Raw genomic sequence first — 17501 nt, forward strand, 5'->3', positions numbered from 1 at the left:
CCCTTTTTGGCGTTTCGGAATGCTCCAACGGCCTACTTCGCGGTGACAAACAGCGAGACAATCCCTGCAGCAATCAGTGGTCCGACCGGCACACCACGGAAAAACGCCACGCCAATCACGGTGCCGATTAACAATCCACCAATCACTGATGGCTGCACGCTCATAAAACTGACGCCGCGCCCGCCCAGCCAGGCAACAAACACCCCGACAATGATCGCCACGATCGATTGCCAGTTAGCAAATGACTTCAGCAAGGATGAAGCGGGCAACGTCCCACTTGCCAGTGGCGCCATCACTGCGACAGTTAGAATAATAATGCCGATCTGAATGCCCTGTTTTTCCACATACGGGAAGAACTGCGACAGCGGTGTCAGCTTGATGGCGAGCAGGATCAGAATGGAAATGGTAACGGCACTGTTATGAACGAAATAGCTCAGGACGGCGAGGCAGACCAGAATGATGGTAGAGGCATAAGCAGCCATGTTTTCTCCCTGAAGATGGATGGATGCGCAGGTCAGTGCCTGCGCTGACGTTTTTTTAACGCCACCATTTATCAACAATCATCGGGATTGGCGCAACTGCCTTTGTTCATTGATTGCAACATTAAAGCCTGATTCCGCACCAGATTAACGCCCTGAGCCCCGATGGAAAGGGCTGCCATGCTGCCCTGGCGACTCATAAAATAGCTGCGGCTGGCCTCCATCCAGCTATCGCGATAGGCCAGCCACGCGCGTTGGGCAGCACGTAATTTGTCTTTAGGTTCGCCAGTTAATTTTTTCATCATCTGGTTGTACTGCATATTCATCTCTTTATCCCAGGCCTTATTGGCGCTGCCGTAGCACTGGGACATGCCCGCGGTGCTGGATTCCTTGTCCAGACACTGCTGTAGCTGCTGGTCGAGCGGATGCGTCTGCGCCATAACCATACTACTGGCGAACAGACAGGCAATCGGGAGCCACTTTTTCATCATTTCATTCCTTCATTTTTGCGCAGCGGACTTCAGAAAAGCTGAAGGGTAAGCGAACGTCGGCAGATTGACCATCAACATTGGATAAAGTTTCTGCGACCAGCTGCCGATAATCTCTCCGTTTTAGGGCCAGTGGAGTTCTGCCTTTTCATACACACGGGAATGATCATGATCAGACAACTATCAATACGTACCGCTTTACTTGCGTTGTTGGCCATCATGACGGTGATGCTGTTAGCCGTCAGCGCCATGGGCATCTATGCCATTAATGCTGGAAATCAATCTCTGGATGCGCTGAACCGCATTCAGGGGATTGAACTCAACAAGCTCTACCAAAGCCGTTCAGATTTAATGCGCGCCCGCGCCAATGCGGCGCTGGCCGTTCGTAAGATCGAAATTGGTCTGTTGGATGACGGCGCCAAAGTCACGCAGCAGGCGCAAGCCGCAGTGGACAGTTCTCACCAGTTCCTCAAAGCATTTGTCGATGCAGGCACCGTAACAGCGCATGGTAAAACTCTGGCCGATGCGATTGTGGCGACCTACAACGTCTACGATAAAGAAGGCATCACGCCCATGATGGATGCCTTAAAAAAACAGTATACCGATGAGTACTATCAGGTGCTGGAAGGCAAACAATCACAGCTGGCAGCAAACTATTCGAAGGCGGTGAATGATTTCAGTATTTACGCCGATGAAGTCTCTGCGGCACGCCTCAAGCAGGCGGCTGACAACGAAGTCCGGATGAAGGTGATGATTGGCGTGGTGATGGTACTGACACTGCTGCTAATCGTACTGGCCTGGCAGTTGTTGCGTCGCTCGCTGCTGCGTCCTCTGGACAACGCAATCCTACATCTGGAACAGATTGCGGCGGGCGATCTCTCGCAGCCTTTACCTGCCGCAGGCAAAAATGAAATTGGTCGCCTGAATCAGGCCCTTTCCGATATGCAGCTGGCGCTGCGTGATTCGGTGAGTCAGGTGCGTGAAGCCAGCATGCAGATTGATGTGGGCAGCCGTGAACTGGCGGCGGGCACTGTGCATCTGTCGCAGCGCACCGAAGAGTCCGCTGCTTCGCTGGAGCAAACGGCCGCCAGCATGGAGCAGCTGACCGCCACCGTCCGTCTTAACGCCAGTAACGCTCAGCAGGCCAATCAATTGGCCAGCAATGTGTCGACCAGCGCCGATCGTGGCGCAGAGGTGGTGGGTTACGTGATGGAGAAGATGCAGGAGATCACCCAAAGCTCTAACCGCATCGGCGACATCCTCAGCGTGATTGATGGTATCGCCTTCCAGACCAATATCCTCGCGCTGAACGCCTCGGTGGAAGCCGCGCGTGCTGGCGAGCAGGGCCGTGGCTTCGCCGTGGTCGCCAACGAAGTGCGTACGCTGGCTGGCCGTAGTGCGACCGCCGCTAAAGAGATTCGTGAGTTGATCAGCGAATCACAAACGCGTGTTAAAGAGGGCAGCGACATGGCGACACGCGCCGGTGAAACCATGGATGAAATCTCCAGCGAAGTGATGCGTGTCACATCACTGATGAAAGAGATCTCGATTGCTTCAGAAGAGCAGAGCCGTGGGATTGAGCAGGTGAATCAGGCGGTGACGCAAATGGATGAAGCCGCGCAGCAAAACGCCGCGCTGGTGGAAGAAGCCAGTGCCGCCACGCAGTCGCTGGAAGCGCAGTCACAGCAGTTGCAGGAATCAATGGCGCAGTTCCGCGTGGTCGCCGCGTAAAAACAGGTGCAACGTGCTTATGGCGCGTTGCTACTTATCTCTTCAGCAAAGCGCAGGATCATGTCTGCTAATTGGTCATCTTCTGCCAGAAAATAGGCGGCGGGGATCTCCAGCGCTTTCGCCAGCAGTTGCAGCGTCAGTAAATCGGGCTGATGCACACCGACTTCATAACGATTGATGCGCGCACTGGCGGAAAACTCTTCAATGCCAGCGGCAATCCCTAACCCTTTTTGCGAAAAACCCTTCACCAGACGCACCTGTTTCAGGCGTCTACAGAAGGTTTTTTGCAGGGAAGAGGTCGGTTTCATGCCTACGAGAATCGTAGATTTGCTGCTTGTCAGATACTACGAGTAACGTAGTATCGTTATGGCAACCTATAACGAGAACTAAGGAGAGTGACGTGGGTGAAAGCAAGCAGGACTGGCATCAGGCCGATATTATAGCCGCCTTACGCAAGAGAGGGACTTCATTAGCCGCCGTATCACGTGAAGCGGGGTTGTGTTCGACCACTTTGGGCAATGCCTTAATCCGACCCTGGCCCAAGGGCGAATGGCTGATTGCCGAAGCGATTGGCATCGCACCGGATGAAATCTGGCCCAGCCGCTACTACTCCGCGCAGGGTGAATTGATTGATCGGCAAGCAAAGCGACGAAAATAACCCAATAAAAAGCCCGCTCATTATTGGCGGGCTTTTTCAAATCACATCAGCTTATTCGTGGCTGTCCGGGAACTCACGCATAAAGCGCTCAACGTCATCCACCATCGCATCGTTACCGCAGAAGAACGGGCAACGTTGGTGCAGGGTTTCAGGCTGGATGTCGAGGATACGGTTGGCACCATCGCTGGCTTTACCACCGGCTTGTTCCGCCAGGAATGCCATTGGGTTGCACTCATACAGCAGACGCAGCTTACCTTTCGGGTGGCTGGCGGTGCTTGGATAGAGGTAAATACCGCCTTTCAGCAGGTTACGGTGGAAGTCTGCCACCAGTGAACCGATGTAGCGCGAGGTGTATGGGCGCTTGGTGGCGATATCTTCTTCCTGACAGAACTTCAGGTATTTCTTCACGCCCTGCGGGAAGCGAATGTAGTTACCTTCGTTGATGGAGTAGGTGTAGCCTTTCTCCGGGAAGGTCATGCGCTCATGGCTCAGACAGAACACGCCCAGTGACGGATCGTATGTAAACGCATGCACGCCCACACCGGTGGTGTAAACCATCATGGTGGAAGAACCGTAAACCACGTAACCGGCCGCAACCTGCTTGTTGCCCGGCTGCATAAAGTCAGCTTCGGTGATCGGCGTACCCGGCTCACTGATGCGGTGGTAGATGGAGAAGATGGTGCCGACGGAAACGTTCACGTCGATGTTGGAAGAGCCGTCCAGCGGATCCATCAACACCACGTATTTACCGTCTTCTGAGCCTTCAAAGATGACGAACTCATCTTCTTCTTCGGAAGCGATACCGGCAACCACACCACGCGCTTTCAGGGCAGCTTTCAGTTTTTCATTCGCGAAGAGGTCCAGCTTCATCTGCTGTTCGCCCTGCACGTTTTCCACGCCGCTGGCACCGAGGATATCCACCAGACCCGCTTTGTTGATGTCGCGGTGGATAATCTTGGCTCCGAGCTTAATGGAGGAAATCAGCGCCGTCAGTTCACCTGTGGCGTGTGGAAAGTCGTGTTGCTTCTCGACGATGAATTCGCCTAACGTTTTCATAACACATTCCCTGAATCTACGATGGAGTGGCAGCAGCTTTAACACGCTACCAACGTATGAGCGCAGTTTAGCCGATTGAACTTTAAAAACCATAGTCCTAATCCGTTTCTTCCCACTCTGCTCGGGGTTACACTGTGCGCCGAACTTTTGAGTAATGGATCTCTTTATGCGTATTCACATCCTTGGGATTTGTGGCACTTTCATGGGCGGACTGGCAATGCTGGCCCGTTCGCTAGGGCATGAAGTGACCGGCTCTGACGCCAATGTCTACCCGCCGATGAGCACCTTGCTGGAACAGCAAGGCATTGAATTGACAGAAGGTTATGATGCCAGTCAGCTCGATCCGCAGCCGGATCTGGTGATCATTGGCAACGCCATGACGCGCGGCAATCCGTGTGTGGAAGCGGTACTGGAACGTAACATTCCTTACCTCTCTGGCCCGCAGTGGCTGCATGATTTCGTGCTGCGTGACCGTTGGGTACTGGCCGTGGCCGGAACCCATGGCAAAACCACTACCGCAGGCATGGCAGCGTGGATTCTGGAGGCCTGTGGCCTTGAACCGGGCTTTATCATTGGTGGAGTGCCAGGAAACTTCGAGGTTTCGGCAAAATTAGGAAAAAGTCCATTCTTCGTGATTGAGGCGGATGAATACGACAGCGCGTTCTTCGACAAGCGTTCCAAATTTGTCCATTACTGCCCGCGCACGCTGATCCTTAACAATCTCGAATTCGATCACGCCGATATCTTTGATGACTTGCGCGCGATTCAGAAGCAGTTCCACCATCTGATTCGCATCGTGCCGGGCCAGGGCAAAATCCTGCTGCCGGAGCACGATAACAATCTTAAGCAAGTGATGGCGATGGGCTGCTGGAGCGAGCAGGAAACCGTCGGCGACAACGGCCACTGGCAGGCGAAAAAACTGACGCCGGACTCTTCGCACTGGGAGATCTGGCTGGACGGCGAGAAAGTCGGTGAAGTGAACTGGGCGCTGGTCGGCGAGCACAACATGCACAATGGCCTGATGGCGATTGCGGCCGCGCGTCACGTCGGGGTGAAACCGGTGGATGCCGGTGAAGCGTTGAGCAGCTTTATCAATGCGCGCCGTCGTCTTGAGCTGCGTGGTGAAGTGAATGCCATCAAAGTGTATGACGATTTTGCCCATCACCCCACCGCGATTCTGGCCACGCTGGCGGCGCTGCGCAGCAAAGTCGGTGGTACCGCGCGTATTCTGGCGGTACTGGAGCCGCGATCCAACACCATGAAGATGGGCGTGAGCAAAAACGAGCTGGCCCCGTCTCTGGGTCGCGCCGATAACGTGTTCCTGTTCCAGCCGCACCACATTCCATGGCAGGTGTCTGATGTCGCGGAAGCCTGCATCCAGCCGGCGAAGTGGAGCGCGGATATCGATACGCTGGTGGAAATGGTGGCAAAAGAAGCCCAGCCAGGTGATTCCATTCTGGTGATGAGTAACGGCGGGTTTGGTGGCATTCACCAGAAACTGCTGGAGAGATTGGGACGTTGATGGCGTGGCGACCCTTTAATCGGGGTTGCCACTGGGTTTGATGACGCTCTGTTATTTGCCCAAACTAAAAAGGGTCGCCCACTGGCGACCCTTTTTATGCACGCGGCAAACTTACGCCTCTGCCAGCTCACGCAGATACTGGAAGATCTGACGGGTGGCTTTCGGTGGTTTGTTAGCGGCTTTCTCTTTCTGCGCATTACGGATCATGGTACGCAGTTGCTGGCGATCGGCCTGCGGATAGAGGTTAATCACTTCTGCGATCGCATCATCGCCTTTCTCGATCATGCGATCGCGCAGTTGCTCGAGTTTATGGAACAGCGCAACCTGTTGGTTATGGCGGTTCTTCAGCTTATCCAGTGCCTGACGAATCGGATCTTCATCGCGCGCGCGCAACATCTTACCGATCAGCTGCAACTGGCGGCGACGGCCTTCCTTTTTAATACGTTGTGCCAGCTCAATGGCGGCACGCAGATCATCGTCGAGTGGAATTTTGTCGAGGGAGTTTTTCCCCAGATCAACTAACTCGGCACCCAGGCGTTTCAGCTCTTCGGCGTCGCGTTTAATTTCGCTTTTGCTGACCCAGATAATCTCTTCGTCTTCATCTTCTTCGTTTTGATTATCTGGCACATCGTCGAGCCAGTCATCGGGCTGCTTGGTCATCTCTTGGCTCCCTAAAAAAAAGAGGCTAATCCTACCAGTTTATCGGGCGACTGCGAAATTGTTCTCTGAGTCTGATAGACTCAATAAATTCATACTTAAGATTAGACGGCAGGTCGATGAACGTATCTACTCAGGTTGCAGAACAACGTAAAGTGTTAGAACAGGCTGTCGCGCAGGCGCTGGAACTGGCGAAAGCCAGCACCGATGGAGCAGAAGTCGCGGTGACCAAAACCACCGGCATCGGCGTCAGTACCCGCTATGGCGAAGTGGAAAACGTCGAATTCAACAGCGATGGTGCACTTGGCATCACCGTCTATCATCAGAACCGCAAAGGCAGTGCTTCTTCAACCGACCTCAGCCCGGATGCCATCAAACGTACCGTGCAGGCGGCGATCGACATTGCGCGTTACACCTCGGTTGATCCTTTTGGTGCCCCGGCCGATCCCGATCTGCTGGCATTTGAAGCGCCGGATCTCGATCTTTACCATCCGTGGGAGATCGATGCCGATCGCGCTATCGAATGGGCTGCACAGGCCGAACAGGCGTCGCTGCAGGCTGACAAGCGCATTACCAATACCGAAGGCGGCAGCTTCAACAGCCACGTCGGCATCAAAGTGTTCGGTAACAGCCACGGCATGTTGCAGAGCTACTGCTCCAGCCGCCATTCGCTCTCCAGCTGTGTGATTGCCGAGCAGGATGGCAACATGGAGCGCGATTACGCCTACACCATCGGCCGTTCCATTAACGATCTGCAAACTGCGGATTGGGTGGGACAAGAGTGCGCACGTCGCGTGTTGTCACGCCTGGCGCCGCGCAAACTGCCAACCATGAAAGCGCCGGTGATCTTCGCGCCGGAAGTGGCGACGGGTCTGTTTGGCCATCTGGTCGGCATGATCAGCGGCGGTAGCGTCTATCGCAAAGCGACCTTCCTGCTGGATTCACTCGGCAAACAGATTTTGCCTGAGTGGCTGACGATTGAAGAGAAGCCGCACCTGCTGAAAGGCCTGGCGTCTACGCCGTTCGACAGCGAAGGTGTCCGCACTCAGGCGCGTGACATCATCAAAAATGGCGTGCTGCAAAACTGGCTGCTGACCAGCTATTCGGCACGTAAGCTTGGCTTGCAGAGCACCGGTCATGCGGGCGGCATTCACAACTGGCGCATTGCGGGGCAGGGGCATAGCTTTGAAGATATGCTGAAGCAGATGGGCCGTGGTTTAGTGGTTACCGAAATGATGGGCTCCAGTGTCAGCGCCATGACCGGTGATTACTCACGCGGTGCATCAGGCTTCTGGGTTGAAAACGGTGAAATCCAATATCCTGTGAGCGAGATCACAATTGCGGGCAACCTCAAGGATATGTGGCTCAATATGGTAACGCTCGGTAACGACATTGAAACGCGCAGCAATATACAATGCGGTTCGGTGCTGCTGCCGGAGATGAAAATCGCCGGACAATAAAGACATCGCTTCATGAAAGCAGCCCGCAAGGCTGCTTTTTTTTTAGCCCGACAATGATACCCCTTAATAATTCGCGTGACAGAAAGGCGGCAAGTGAATGAATCCTCAGGACATTACATCAGTAAGTGACTAAGGTGAGTGAGCGTAGCCAACGTGTCTGGAACCTGAAATATGACGGGAAATAAGGAATATTTATGCGTAAGCATGTGATTGCAATGTTGTCTCTCTCGCTGTTGTTCTCCTCGGCTAGCGTATTCGCCGCTGACCTGAAGAGTGATATGGATACCCTGAAAGATGGCCTGAGCGTGGTGAAGAAAACCTCTGATGCTCAGGAAATGCAAACCGCGCTCGGCAAGATGCGCCAGGCGGCGGAGGATGCTAAAAAATCCACGCCGGAAAAACTGGAAGGTCAGGCTGCCGATAGCGCCCAGATTAAGGATTATCACGCCGGTCTCGATTCTCTGATTGCGCAGATTGATGTCGTTGATCAGTTGGCGAAAGCCAACAAGCTCGACGAAGCCAAAACTGAAGCGAAGAAGTTGGAAGATATTCGTAACGCCAACCATAAGAAATTCCGCTGATAACCCGGCCAGCCCTGTGGCTGGCCTTATCTCCTCTCGCATTCCCTCCGTTTAAACGCATCGATTTCCGGCATAACCCGCATTTTTGTGACCTGTTTCGCACACTTCATGCGTAGTGCGATCTGGCGCACACACGCCCGTGGGATTTCCACTTTGAGGTGGAAAAGATGCGTCTCCACAGCCTGAAGCGGAAAGCGTAATTTCTTTCTAACGCGAATTATCTCTAATTATCCGCAGTAAACAGGAGTAGCAAGGTGAGGAGTGAAGCTGTCCCGCTGAAACCGAGTACGCCAGAAGCCATTCAGGCGTTGGCGGATAACACGTTGAAGCAGATTGCGGCGATCTACGCCGCGCACCACATCGAAGCCAATGCCGTGCAGCAGCAAATGCTGGCCTCGCATGTACGGGCGATGGCAGCGCGTTCCCTCACGGGAGAAGCCTTGCCGGAAGTGGAAGCCGAACTGTTTGAAGATATCTCGCCAGAAACCATGGCGCTGGCACAGCAGGTGGTCGATCTGTTTGGCAATCTGCCCAAAGAAGAAGCCTGGTTGTTATCGGTGCATATCGAAGTGGCGAAATCCAACGAAGCATAAATCGAGAGGAATTGAACATGGTAACAGTCGTGATTGGTGATCGTCTGGGTAAAGGTCAGAAAGTCGCAGCCGGTATTGAGAAAGCAGGCGGCCGTGCCGTGGTGGTGCCGGGCGTCGCAGCGGATATGAAGCTGGGCGATGTGATGAAAGCGGAAAACGCCGATTTCGGCATCTCCTTCTGCGGCAGCGGCGGCGCGGGTGCCATCACTGCACAGAACAAATATGGCTACAAAGCCAAACACGGTATGCGTTCGATTGATGAAGGCGTGACCGCCATCAACGAAGGCGCCACCGTACTGGGCTTTGGCTTTATGGATAAAGAAGAGCTGGGTGAACGTCTGGTGCAGGCCTGGAATAAAAAACACGGCAGCTAAGCATGAAACAGCAATACGAGACGCAGATAACGGTGCAGGGCAAAGGCGACAGCAAAGCGAAAGCCTTTTCCGATGCACTGAGCAAGGTGCAGCAGCAAGTGCTGCGCACCAGCCAAAAGATTCTGTTGCGCATTGAACCCATAGATGTGCGGGTGCTGCGCGCGCAGGAGAGCGTACGCACAGAGAAGTTCTTGTTCTTCTTTCTGGCGCGCGAACGACGGAATTACAGCGTCGAGCTGGAGATTACCGTCAGCGTCACCGTGATCGACACCGACAAGGTGGATTTCATCGCGACGAAATAAAAACGACAACAAAGGGTACAACAACATGTTTTTAATCATTTTGTTTAAGTCGTTGATCATTGGTGGATTGGTTGGCGTTGGAGTAGGAGCGGGCGCAGCGCGCATGTTCCACGCACCGACCACCCAGGGTATGGGCGCGTTTCGTACCTTGGGTGAACTCAATTCCTGTGAAGGCGATCCTGCATCGCACTTTTCCTTTGGTCTTGGCTTCTTCTTTAACGCCTGGGCATCGTCTGTGGCGGCAGGCTCCTTCACACAGGACGTTGACCACCGCATTCTGCCCAACTGGGGCGCGGCTGCGTTGATGGTGAAAAATCGTAACGTCGCGGAAACCCTGCACAACCCGAAACGCATGGCGATTGCCTGCGGCATCATCGGCATGATCGTGGTGGCGTTCCTTAACAGTACCGCTTCTGCGGTGCCTGCAGCGTTGCAGGTTACGGCGGTTAAAGTACTGGTGCCGGCGGCCAACCTGTTGGTCAACACCGTGATGCCGGTGATCTTCTGGCTGGCAGCGATTGATGCCGGTAAGAAATCCGGTTTCTGGGCGACCATCTTTGGTGGTCTGGCGCAGTTGATCATGGGCAATGCCGTACCGGGTCTGGTGCTGGGTATCCTGATTGGTAAAGGCGTGGAAGAGAGCGGCTGGAACAAAGTCACCAAAGTGATGATGTTCGCGATTGTGCTGCTGTTCGCTCTGAGTGGCTTCTTCCGTGGCTTCGACATGAAACTGCTGCAATCCTTCCAGCTGGGTGTCCCAGGCTGGCTGGACATGATTCACAACAGCCTGAGCGGCAAATAAGGAGCCTCGAGCATGAACGAGACTGAAAACAAAGGGTTCTGGTATGCCGACTGGTCGTTCCCGATCTTTGTTGGCCTGCTGTCCGCCGGGGTGTTTGCCGGTACGCACATGTACTACCTGTACGGCATCGGTGCATTTAACGAAGTGGCGTTTGTTTCGATGCTGCGTTCCGGCATGGAAACCGGCGTGTATGGCGCCGTGGCGGCGTTTGGTGCCAGCTTCCTGTTTGCCCGCATCATCGAGGGTTCGCTGGTCGGGATTCTGGATATCGGCGGTGCGATTCAAACCGGTGTCGGGCTGGGCGTTCCGGCTTTGCTGCTGGGCGCGGGCATTGTGTTCCCGGTGGCAAACTTTGCCGCATCACTGGCCACGGGCCTGGTGGTGGGTTTAGCGATCGGTTATCTGATTATCCTGGCGCGTAAGTTCACCATCAATCAGAGCGATTCCACCTACGGTGCGGACGTGATGATGGGCGCAGGTAATGCATCGGGTCGCTTCCTTGGGCCGTTGATCATCCTGTCTGCGATGGCCGCGTCGATTCCGATTGGCATCGGTTCGCTGGTGGGTGCGTTGTTGTTTTATCTGTGGAACAAACCGATCACCGGTGGCGCGATTTTAGGTGCCATGGCGTTAGGCGCAATGTTCCCGGTTTCGCTGTAAAGCTGTTTCCGATTTAACGGTCGCCCTTCACGGCGACCCTACGATTGAACAGTGCATTCTGTGTGGAGGCGCATTGATGACCCCACACAGATGTGATGCAAATTCCGTAGGGTGCGTATTGATGCGCACCGGGCTGAATGCAGGTTGTTAAGGAGTAAATATGTTTGATCTGATTCTGCGCCGCGCGCGTTTGTGCGACGAACAGCTGGTGGATATCGCCATCCAGCACGGCAAGATTGCTGCGGTCGGCGATGTCAACGGTTCAGCTCAGCAGGAGCGCGATTTAGAGGGGCGCTATTACGTCAGCGCCGGCTGGATCGACAGCCACGTGCACTGCTATCCCAAATCCCCGATTTATCACGATGAAGCCGATGCGATTGGGATGGCGCAGGGCGTCACTACCGTGATTGATGCAGGCAGCACCGGCGCGGATCATATCGACGATTTCTATCAGCTCACCCGTTCCGCCACCACCGAAGTGCGCGCGCTGATCAACATTTCACGTACCGGCATCATCACCCAGAATGAGCTGGCCGATATGACGCAGATCGACGGTGATGCGGTGGTGCAGGCGGTGAAACGTCGCCCGGACTTTATCGTGGGATTAAAAGCGCGCATGAGCAGCAGCGTGGTGGGTGAAAATGGCATTCAGCCGCTGATTCGCGCCAAAGCCATTCAACAGGCGGCGGGAAATCTGCCGCTGATGGTGCACATCGGCAACAACCCGCCGGTGCTGGAAGAGATCGCCGATTTGCTCACCTCCGGTGACATCATCACTCACTGCTTCAACGGCAAACCCAACCGCATTCTGTCGCCGCAGGGCGAACTGAAAGCCGCGGTGAAAAATGCCATCGCGCGCGGCGTGAAGCTGGATATCGGTCACGGCAGCGCCAGCTTCAGCTTTGAAGTGGCCCGTCAGGCCATCGCGCAGGGAATTCTGCCCGACACCATTAGCTCGGACATTTACTGTCGCAACCGCATCAACGGCCCGGTACACAGCCTGGCGCATGTGATGTCGAAATTCTTCAGCATTGGCATGACGCTGCCGCAGGTTATCGACTGCGTCACCGGTAATGCCGCGGCTGGCCTGCGCTTAGCGGGCAAAGGGCGCTTAACCGAAGGTTATGACGCCGACCTGACCATTTTTACCGTCAAAGAGGAAGCCCGCCCGTTCGTTGATGCTGAAGGCGAACGGGTTTTGGGTGAGCAACATTTGCTGCCGCTGGCCGTGGTTATCGCGGGTAAGTGGCATCTGACTGATGAAGGGAAAGCTAATCATGTCTTCGATTTATGAAAAATATGACCTGAAACAGGTCATCAATGCCTCCGGTCGTATGACCATTCTTGGTGTTTCAACGCCTTCTGCCGATGTGGTCGAGACCGTCAGCTACGGTTTGAATCACTATTTCGAGATCAAAGATCTGGTCAATAAAACCGGCGCGTATATCGCTAAACTGCTGGATGTCGAGAGCGCGGTGGTGGTCTCCTGCGCCTCTGCGGGCATCGCACAGAGCGTGGCGGCGGTGATCGTTAAAGATAACGACTGGCTGCTGGACAACCTGCATGCCGCGCCGCTGACCGTGCCGCACGATATCGTGGTGCCGAAAGGCCATAACGTGAACTTCGGTGCGCCGGTGGGTGCGATGGTGGCGCTGGGCGGCGGACGTCTGGTGGAAGCCGGCTACAGCAACGAATGTTCGCCAGAACAGCTGGCTGCGGCCATCACGCCAACCACGGCGGCGCTGCTTTACATCAAATCACACCACTGCGTGCAGAAGAGCCACCTGAGTGTGGAGCAGGCGGCGGTAGTCGCGCGTAAACACGGTATCCCGTTAATCGTGGATGCGGCGGCAGAAGAAGATCTGCAGTGCTACTACCAGATGGGCGCGGACCTGGTGATCTACAGCGGTGCCAAGGCGATTGAAGGGCCGACCAGCGGTCTGGTGATTGGCCGCACCCAGTACGTTGAGTGGGTAAAACGTCAAAGCAACGGTATTGGCCGCGCGATGAAAGTCGGTAAAGAGGGCATTCTTGGTCTGACGCAGGCGATTGAAAACTATCTGGTGCAGCCGAAAACCACCGGCGCTGAGATGGTAGCCAACATGACGCCGTTTATCGATAACCTCAACACAATCAATGGTGTGTCTGCACGCGTGGTATGGGATGCGGCGGGCCGCGATATCGCCCGTGCCGAGATCAAGTTCGATGAGGCCGTCACTCAATGGCCAACCGGTGAGCTGGTGCAGGCGCTGAAAACCGGCGACATCGCCATCTACTTCCGTGGCTACAAAGCCAACGAAGGCATTATCGAAGCGGATGTGCGCAGCGTCAGCACCGATCAGCTGCATATTATCTTTAGCCGTATCCAGGCGTTACTCAGTGGAGGAAAACGCGCATGAGTCTGAACCCGAATTTCTATCAGGGCCGTCTGTGCCTCAACGTGCTGGCCGGTTCTAAGCAGAACGCCAAAGAGATCTGGCAGGCCGCAGAAGGCCACGTGCTGGTGGGCGTCTTATCAAAAAATTACGCGAGCAATGAAGAAGCGATTGCCGATATGCGTGAGTACGCGGCACTGATCGACAACGCGCTGTCCGTCGGACTGGGCGCGGGCGATCCGAATCAGTCGGCGATGGTGAGTAAGATCTCAGCGGTGCTGCAACCGCAGCACGTGAACCAGGTGTTTACCGGTGTCGCCACCAGCCGCGCACTGCTCGGGCAGCATCACACCGTGGTCAACGGTTTGATTTCACCAACCGGCACGCCGGGCCTGGTGAAAATCTCCACCGGACCGCGCAGCTCGCAACTGGAAGATGCGATTGTGCCGATCGACAGCGCCATCGCCATGCTGCAGGACATGGGGGGCAGTTCGGTGAAATACTTCCCGATGGGCGGCTTAAAAGCGGTGAATGAGTACCGTGCCGTTGCTGAAGCCTGTGCGCGTCACGACTTCTGGCTGGAACCGACCGGCGGCATCGATCTCAATAACTTCGAAGCCATTGTGCAGATTGCACTCGATGCGGGCGTCAGCAAAGTGATTCCACACGTCTATAGTTCGATCATCGACAGTGCCACTGGCGACACGCGCATTGACGATGTGCGTCAGCTTCTGGCAACGTGCAAGAAACTGCTGTAACAAACGAGTCACAGGTGAAGCTCCGTGAGATTTCCCAATCAGCGTCTGGCCCAACTTTTCGCTGCGCTGCAAAACGAAACGCTGCCACAGGATGAACTGGCGCGCCGCTTTTCAGTTTCAACGCGCACGGTGCGCACCGATATCACCGCGCTGAATGCGCTGCTGGAGCAACACGGCGCACAGTTCGTACTGGCGCGCGGCGCGGGATATCAGCTGAAGATCGACGATGTGGCGCTTTTTGACCGTCTGCAGGAAGAGAGCGCCGCGCCGCTGCGCGTGCCGCGCACTTCTCAGGATCGCGTACGCTATTTGCTCACGCGTTTTCTCACCGCCGCCTATTCACTCAAGCTTGAAGACCTGTCGGAAGAGTGGTTTGTCAGCCGTGCCACCCTGCAAAGCGACATGGCGGAGGTGCGGGAATGGCTTGGCCGCTATCATCTGAATATCGAAACCAAGCCGCATTACGGCATGAAGTTGTTCGGCAGCGAAGCGGCGATCCGCACCTGCCTGACGGATTTGCTGTGGCAAATTGATCAGGAGATGCCCGACAGCCCGCTGTTGACGGTGGAAGCGCTGCACAGCGGCATCCTGGCGCAGCTGGAGCCGCTGCTGCAGCACTGCTTTAATCAGCACGCGATTCGCCTTAGCGATGAGGGCGAGCGCTATCTGCAAATTTACTGTGCGGTGGCGGTGCGACGCATCAGCGAAGGTTTCCCGCTCAACGATCCCGGCGCAGAAGATGTCGGTGATGAGGTGCGCGAAGCCGCGCATCATCTGGTGAATCTGATGCATCCGCTGGTCGGCAAACCGATCTCGCAGGCGGAAGAGAACTGGCTGCGCGTCAATATCGCCGCCCGGCAGATTCAGGCGCTGTCGCCCAGCACCATTAATGCTGATGACGCCGATGCGTTAGTCGATTACCTGCTGAACTACATCAACACCCATTACAACTACCGCTTGCAGCAGGATGAGCAGCTGCGGGCCGATCTGCTCACCCATATCAAAACTATGATTACCCGGGTGCGCTACCAGATTCACATCCCCAACCCGCTGCTGAGTAACATCAAACAGCACTATCCGATGGCGTATGACGTGACGCTGGCGGCGGTCACCAGCTGGGGAAAGTACACGCCGTACAGCATCAGCGAGAACGAAATCGGTTTTCTGGTGCTGCACATCGGTGTCGGGCTAGAGCGGCATTACGATGTCGGCTATCAACGCCATCCGCAGGTGCTGCTGGTGTGCGACAGCGGCAACTCCACACTGCGCATGATTGAAGCGCTGCTGCTGCGTAAATACCCGCAGTTGGTGGTCACGGCGCGTTTGTCGCAGCGTGATTACGAGATGCGCGAACACATTGACGAAGATTTCGTGATTTCCACCGTGCGTTTGAGTGAGAAGAATAAACCGATTGCGGTGATGTCGCCGTTCCCGACCGAGTTCCAGCTGGAGCAGTTGGGTAAGCTGGTGCTGGTGGATCGCACACGGCCTTACATGCTGGAAAAATACTTCGATGCACAGCACTTTATGGTGCTGGATAAGCCGATGACGCAATCCGCGCTGTTCCGCGTGTTGTGCGATCAGCTGGAGTCAGAAGGCTGTGTGGATGCGGACTTTTATCCCTCCGTCGAAGAGCGAGAAGCGATTGTCAGCACCCTGCTCGGCGAAGGCATTGCGCTGCCACACTCACTGGGATTGCTGGCGAAGAAAACCGTGGTGTATACCGTGCTGGCGCCGCATGGCGTGAGCTGGGGTGATGAAACCGCTTCGGTGATTTTCCTGCTGGCGATCAGCAAAAGCGAATACGAAGAGGCGATGGCGATTTACGATCTGTTCGTTACTTTCCTGCGCGAGCGGGCGATGACCCGATTGCGCGATTGCGCGGATTTCGTCAGCTTTAAAGCGGTGGCGATCGATTGTCTGAGCCGGATGTGATGGTAAACCAGGGCCGGATGAAGCCAGCACTACAACGTCCGGCACGCATCCCGGCTCATGATGTTTGCGATGAATATCCCGCTACACTGTTGGGATAGAGTCAGTATTTATGCCGGCCTGGTCTTAATCAGCTACGCTGCTTCGCCAGCAACCGCGGGATTTCACGCAGGCACCACGCTTTGGCTTCACCCATGCTATCGCGACGCCATGCCATAATGATATCCACCTCACGGGTGTATTCGGCACTCACCACACGCAGACGGCCTTCGGCGATATCCTGTTCCACCATCGGATAAGGCATGGTGGCGACACCCAATCCTGCCAGCAGCGCTCGGCGTTTATCGTCCATGCTACTCACCGTCAGGCGTTGCTGTTTATCCAGCAGCTGCACCGTTAACACCGGGCGTTCGCGCGCGGTATCCGCCACCGCGATGCCGCGATACTTCACGCGCGTCACTTCAGACAGCGGCTCGGCTTCCTGATGAATCGGGTGATCCGGACTGGCCACGTAGACGCTCATAATGCTGTAGAGCTTACGGGTGTTGATCTCGGTTGATGCACGGAAATGCATATCAGGCGCTATCACGATGTCCGCGCGGCCCTGTTCAAGACGCTCCCAGGCACCGGCCAGCACTTCCGTCACCAGCGAAATCTGCGTGTTGGCTTTCTCAGCCAGCTTTTCAACGACAGGAAACAGCAGATTGGTGGGGATCAGTGCTTCGGCCACAATGGTGAGATGGGTTTCCCAACCGCGAGCCAGCGCTTCGGCATCGGTGGTGAGTTTATCGGCCGCTTCCAGCAGCACGCGCCCACGCTCCAGTAGCATACGCCCGACATTGGTGAACTTGGTGCGATGGCCGGAGCGGTCAAACAGCACCACGTCCAGCTCTTCTTCCAGTTTCTGCATGGTATAGCTCAATGCAGAGGGAACGCGGCCCAGTTCATCGGCTGCCGCAGCAAAGCTACCACGACGGTCGATAGCATCCATCACACGTAAAGCTTCGAGGGTTAACGCGCGGTCTTTTGCCATGCCGGTTCTCTGTCAGTAAATTTGAATATGCCAGGCAGAT

At 55.4% G+C, this 17501-nt stretch carries 20 protein-coding genes; 14 read left to right on the forward strand and 6 right to left on the reverse strand.

Features of this window, described 5'->3' with window-relative positions:
- Positions 1-32 precede the first annotated feature (32 nt).
- On the reverse strand, positions 33-482 hold the full coding sequence (locus tag JK231_RS10325) for a DUF441 domain-containing protein (RefSeq protein ID WP_038644476.1): 450 nt from the start codon (positions 480-482) through the stop codon (positions 33-35).
- Positions 483-553: 71 nt separating this feature from the next.
- Complete coding sequence (locus JK231_RS10330; protein ID WP_097119504.1) at positions 554-967, reverse strand: lysozyme inhibitor LprI family protein; 414 nt, start codon at positions 965-967, stop codon at positions 554-556.
- A gap of 171 nt (positions 968-1138) precedes the next feature.
- On the opposite strand from JK231_RS10330, the gene JK231_RS10335 reads away from it, so the two are divergent.
- Positions 1139-2698: a methyl-accepting chemotaxis protein gene (locus JK231_RS10335; protein ID WP_058959570.1), complete on the forward strand. Its 1560-nt coding sequence runs from the start codon at positions 1139-1141 to the stop codon at positions 2696-2698.
- Positions 2699-2715: 17 nt separating this feature from the next.
- On the opposite strand, the gene JK231_RS10340 is transcribed toward JK231_RS10335, so the two are convergent.
- Complete coding sequence (locus JK231_RS10340; RefSeq protein WP_097119505.1) at positions 2716-3006, reverse strand: helix-turn-helix transcriptional regulator; 291 nt, start codon at positions 3004-3006, stop codon at positions 2716-2718.
- A gap of 92 nt (positions 3007-3098) precedes the next feature.
- On the opposite strand from JK231_RS10340, the gene JK231_RS10345 reads away from it, so the two are divergent.
- Entirely contained in the window at positions 3099-3356 is a 258-nt protein-coding gene (locus JK231_RS10345) for a helix-turn-helix transcriptional regulator (RefSeq protein WP_097119506.1), read from the forward strand.
- Positions 3357-3407: 51 nt separating this feature from the next.
- Here the strand turns inward: JK231_RS10345 and fbp are convergent, their stop codons facing one another.
- Positions 3408-4412 carry a class 1 fructose-bisphosphatase gene (gene fbp, locus JK231_RS10350; RefSeq protein WP_034829242.1) on the reverse strand — a complete coding sequence of 335 codons (1005 nt, stop codon included), beginning with the start codon at positions 4410-4412 and terminating at the stop codon, positions 3408-3410.
- Between the two features lie 166 nt (positions 4413-4578).
- Between fbp and mpl the strand changes: the two genes are divergently transcribed.
- Entirely contained in the window at positions 4579-5934 is a 1356-nt protein-coding gene (gene mpl / locus JK231_RS10355; protein ID WP_045832883.1) for a UDP-N-acetylmuramate:L-alanyl-gamma-D-glutamyl-meso-diaminopimelate ligase, read from the forward strand.
- Positions 5935-6045: 111 nt separating this feature from the next.
- Here mpl and yjgA read toward each other — a convergent pair whose 3' ends face one another.
- Positions 6046-6594 carry a ribosome biogenesis factor YjgA gene (gene yjgA, locus JK231_RS10360; protein WP_034829237.1) on the reverse strand — a complete coding sequence of 183 codons (549 nt, stop codon included), beginning with the start codon at positions 6592-6594 and terminating at the stop codon, positions 6046-6048.
- Between the two features lie 116 nt (positions 6595-6710).
- On the opposite strand from yjgA, the gene pmbA reads away from it, so the two are divergent.
- The 11 genes from pmbA (at position 6711) to JK231_RS10415 (ending at position 16431) form a co-directional block, all read left to right on the forward strand.
- Complete coding sequence (pmbA, locus tag JK231_RS10365) at positions 6711-8051, forward strand: metalloprotease PmbA (protein WP_097119507.1); 1341 nt, start codon at positions 6711-6713, stop codon at positions 8049-8051.
- Between the two features lie 194 nt (positions 8052-8245).
- Positions 8246-8632: a cytochrome b562 gene (gene cybC / locus JK231_RS10370; protein ID WP_038644492.1), complete on the forward strand. Its 387-nt coding sequence runs from the start codon at positions 8246-8248 to the stop codon at positions 8630-8632.
- Positions 8633-8886: 254 nt separating this feature from the next.
- The gene (locus JK231_RS10375; RefSeq protein ID WP_034829231.1) at positions 8887-9225 is read left to right on the forward strand and encodes a glycine dehydrogenase; all 339 of its coding nucleotides are present in this window, start codon (positions 8887-8889) and stop codon (positions 9223-9225) included.
- Positions 9226-9242: 17 nt separating this feature from the next.
- On the forward strand, positions 9243-9599 hold the full coding sequence (locus JK231_RS10380) for an SFCGS family glycine-rich protein (RefSeq protein WP_009087404.1): 357 nt from the start codon (positions 9243-9245) through the stop codon (positions 9597-9599).
- 2 nt (positions 9600-9601) lie between these two features.
- A complete protein-coding gene (locus JK231_RS10385) occupies positions 9602-9901 on the forward strand; it encodes a DUF4312 family protein (RefSeq protein ID WP_097119508.1) in 300 nt (99 codons plus the stop codon).
- Positions 9902-9926: 25 nt separating this feature from the next.
- Positions 9927-10703, forward strand: a complete 777-nt coding sequence (locus tag JK231_RS10390) for a DUF4311 domain-containing protein (protein ID WP_097119509.1) — start codon at positions 9927-9929, stop codon at positions 10701-10703.
- A gap of 12 nt (positions 10704-10715) precedes the next feature.
- A complete protein-coding gene (locus JK231_RS10395; protein WP_034829224.1) occupies positions 10716-11363 on the forward strand; it encodes a DUF4310 family protein in 648 nt (215 codons plus the stop codon).
- Positions 11364-11523: 160 nt separating this feature from the next.
- The gene (locus tag JK231_RS10400) at positions 11524-12657 is read left to right on the forward strand and encodes an amidohydrolase/deacetylase family metallohydrolase (protein WP_211728488.1); all 1134 of its coding nucleotides are present in this window, start codon (positions 11524-11526) and stop codon (positions 12655-12657) included.
- The gene (locus JK231_RS10405) at positions 12641-13762 is read left to right on the forward strand and encodes a DgaE family pyridoxal phosphate-dependent ammonia lyase (protein ID WP_097119512.1); all 1122 of its coding nucleotides are present in this window, start codon (positions 12641-12643) and stop codon (positions 13760-13762) included. Before JK231_RS10400 ends, JK231_RS10405 begins: the two co-directional genes overlap by 17 nt.
- A complete protein-coding gene (locus JK231_RS10410) occupies positions 13759-14496 on the forward strand; it encodes a KDGP aldolase family protein (RefSeq protein WP_211728489.1) in 738 nt (245 codons plus the stop codon). Before JK231_RS10405 ends, JK231_RS10410 begins: the two co-directional genes overlap by 4 nt.
- A gap of 24 nt (positions 14497-14520) precedes the next feature.
- Positions 14521-16431, forward strand: a complete 1911-nt coding sequence (locus JK231_RS10415) for a PRD domain-containing protein (RefSeq protein ID WP_211728490.1) — start codon at positions 14521-14523, stop codon at positions 16429-16431.
- Positions 16432-16558: 127 nt separating this feature from the next.
- On the opposite strand, the gene JK231_RS10420 is transcribed toward JK231_RS10415, so the two are convergent.
- Positions 16559-17461: a LysR family transcriptional regulator gene (locus JK231_RS10420; protein WP_038644506.1), complete on the reverse strand. Its 903-nt coding sequence runs from the start codon at positions 17459-17461 to the stop codon at positions 16559-16561.
- Positions 17462-17501: the final 40 nt, after the last annotated feature.

It is taken from the genome of Pantoea sp. JGM49, assembly GCF_018257655.1.
Lineage (GTDB): Bacteria > Pseudomonadota > Gammaproteobacteria > Enterobacterales > Enterobacteriaceae > Pantoea > Pantoea communis.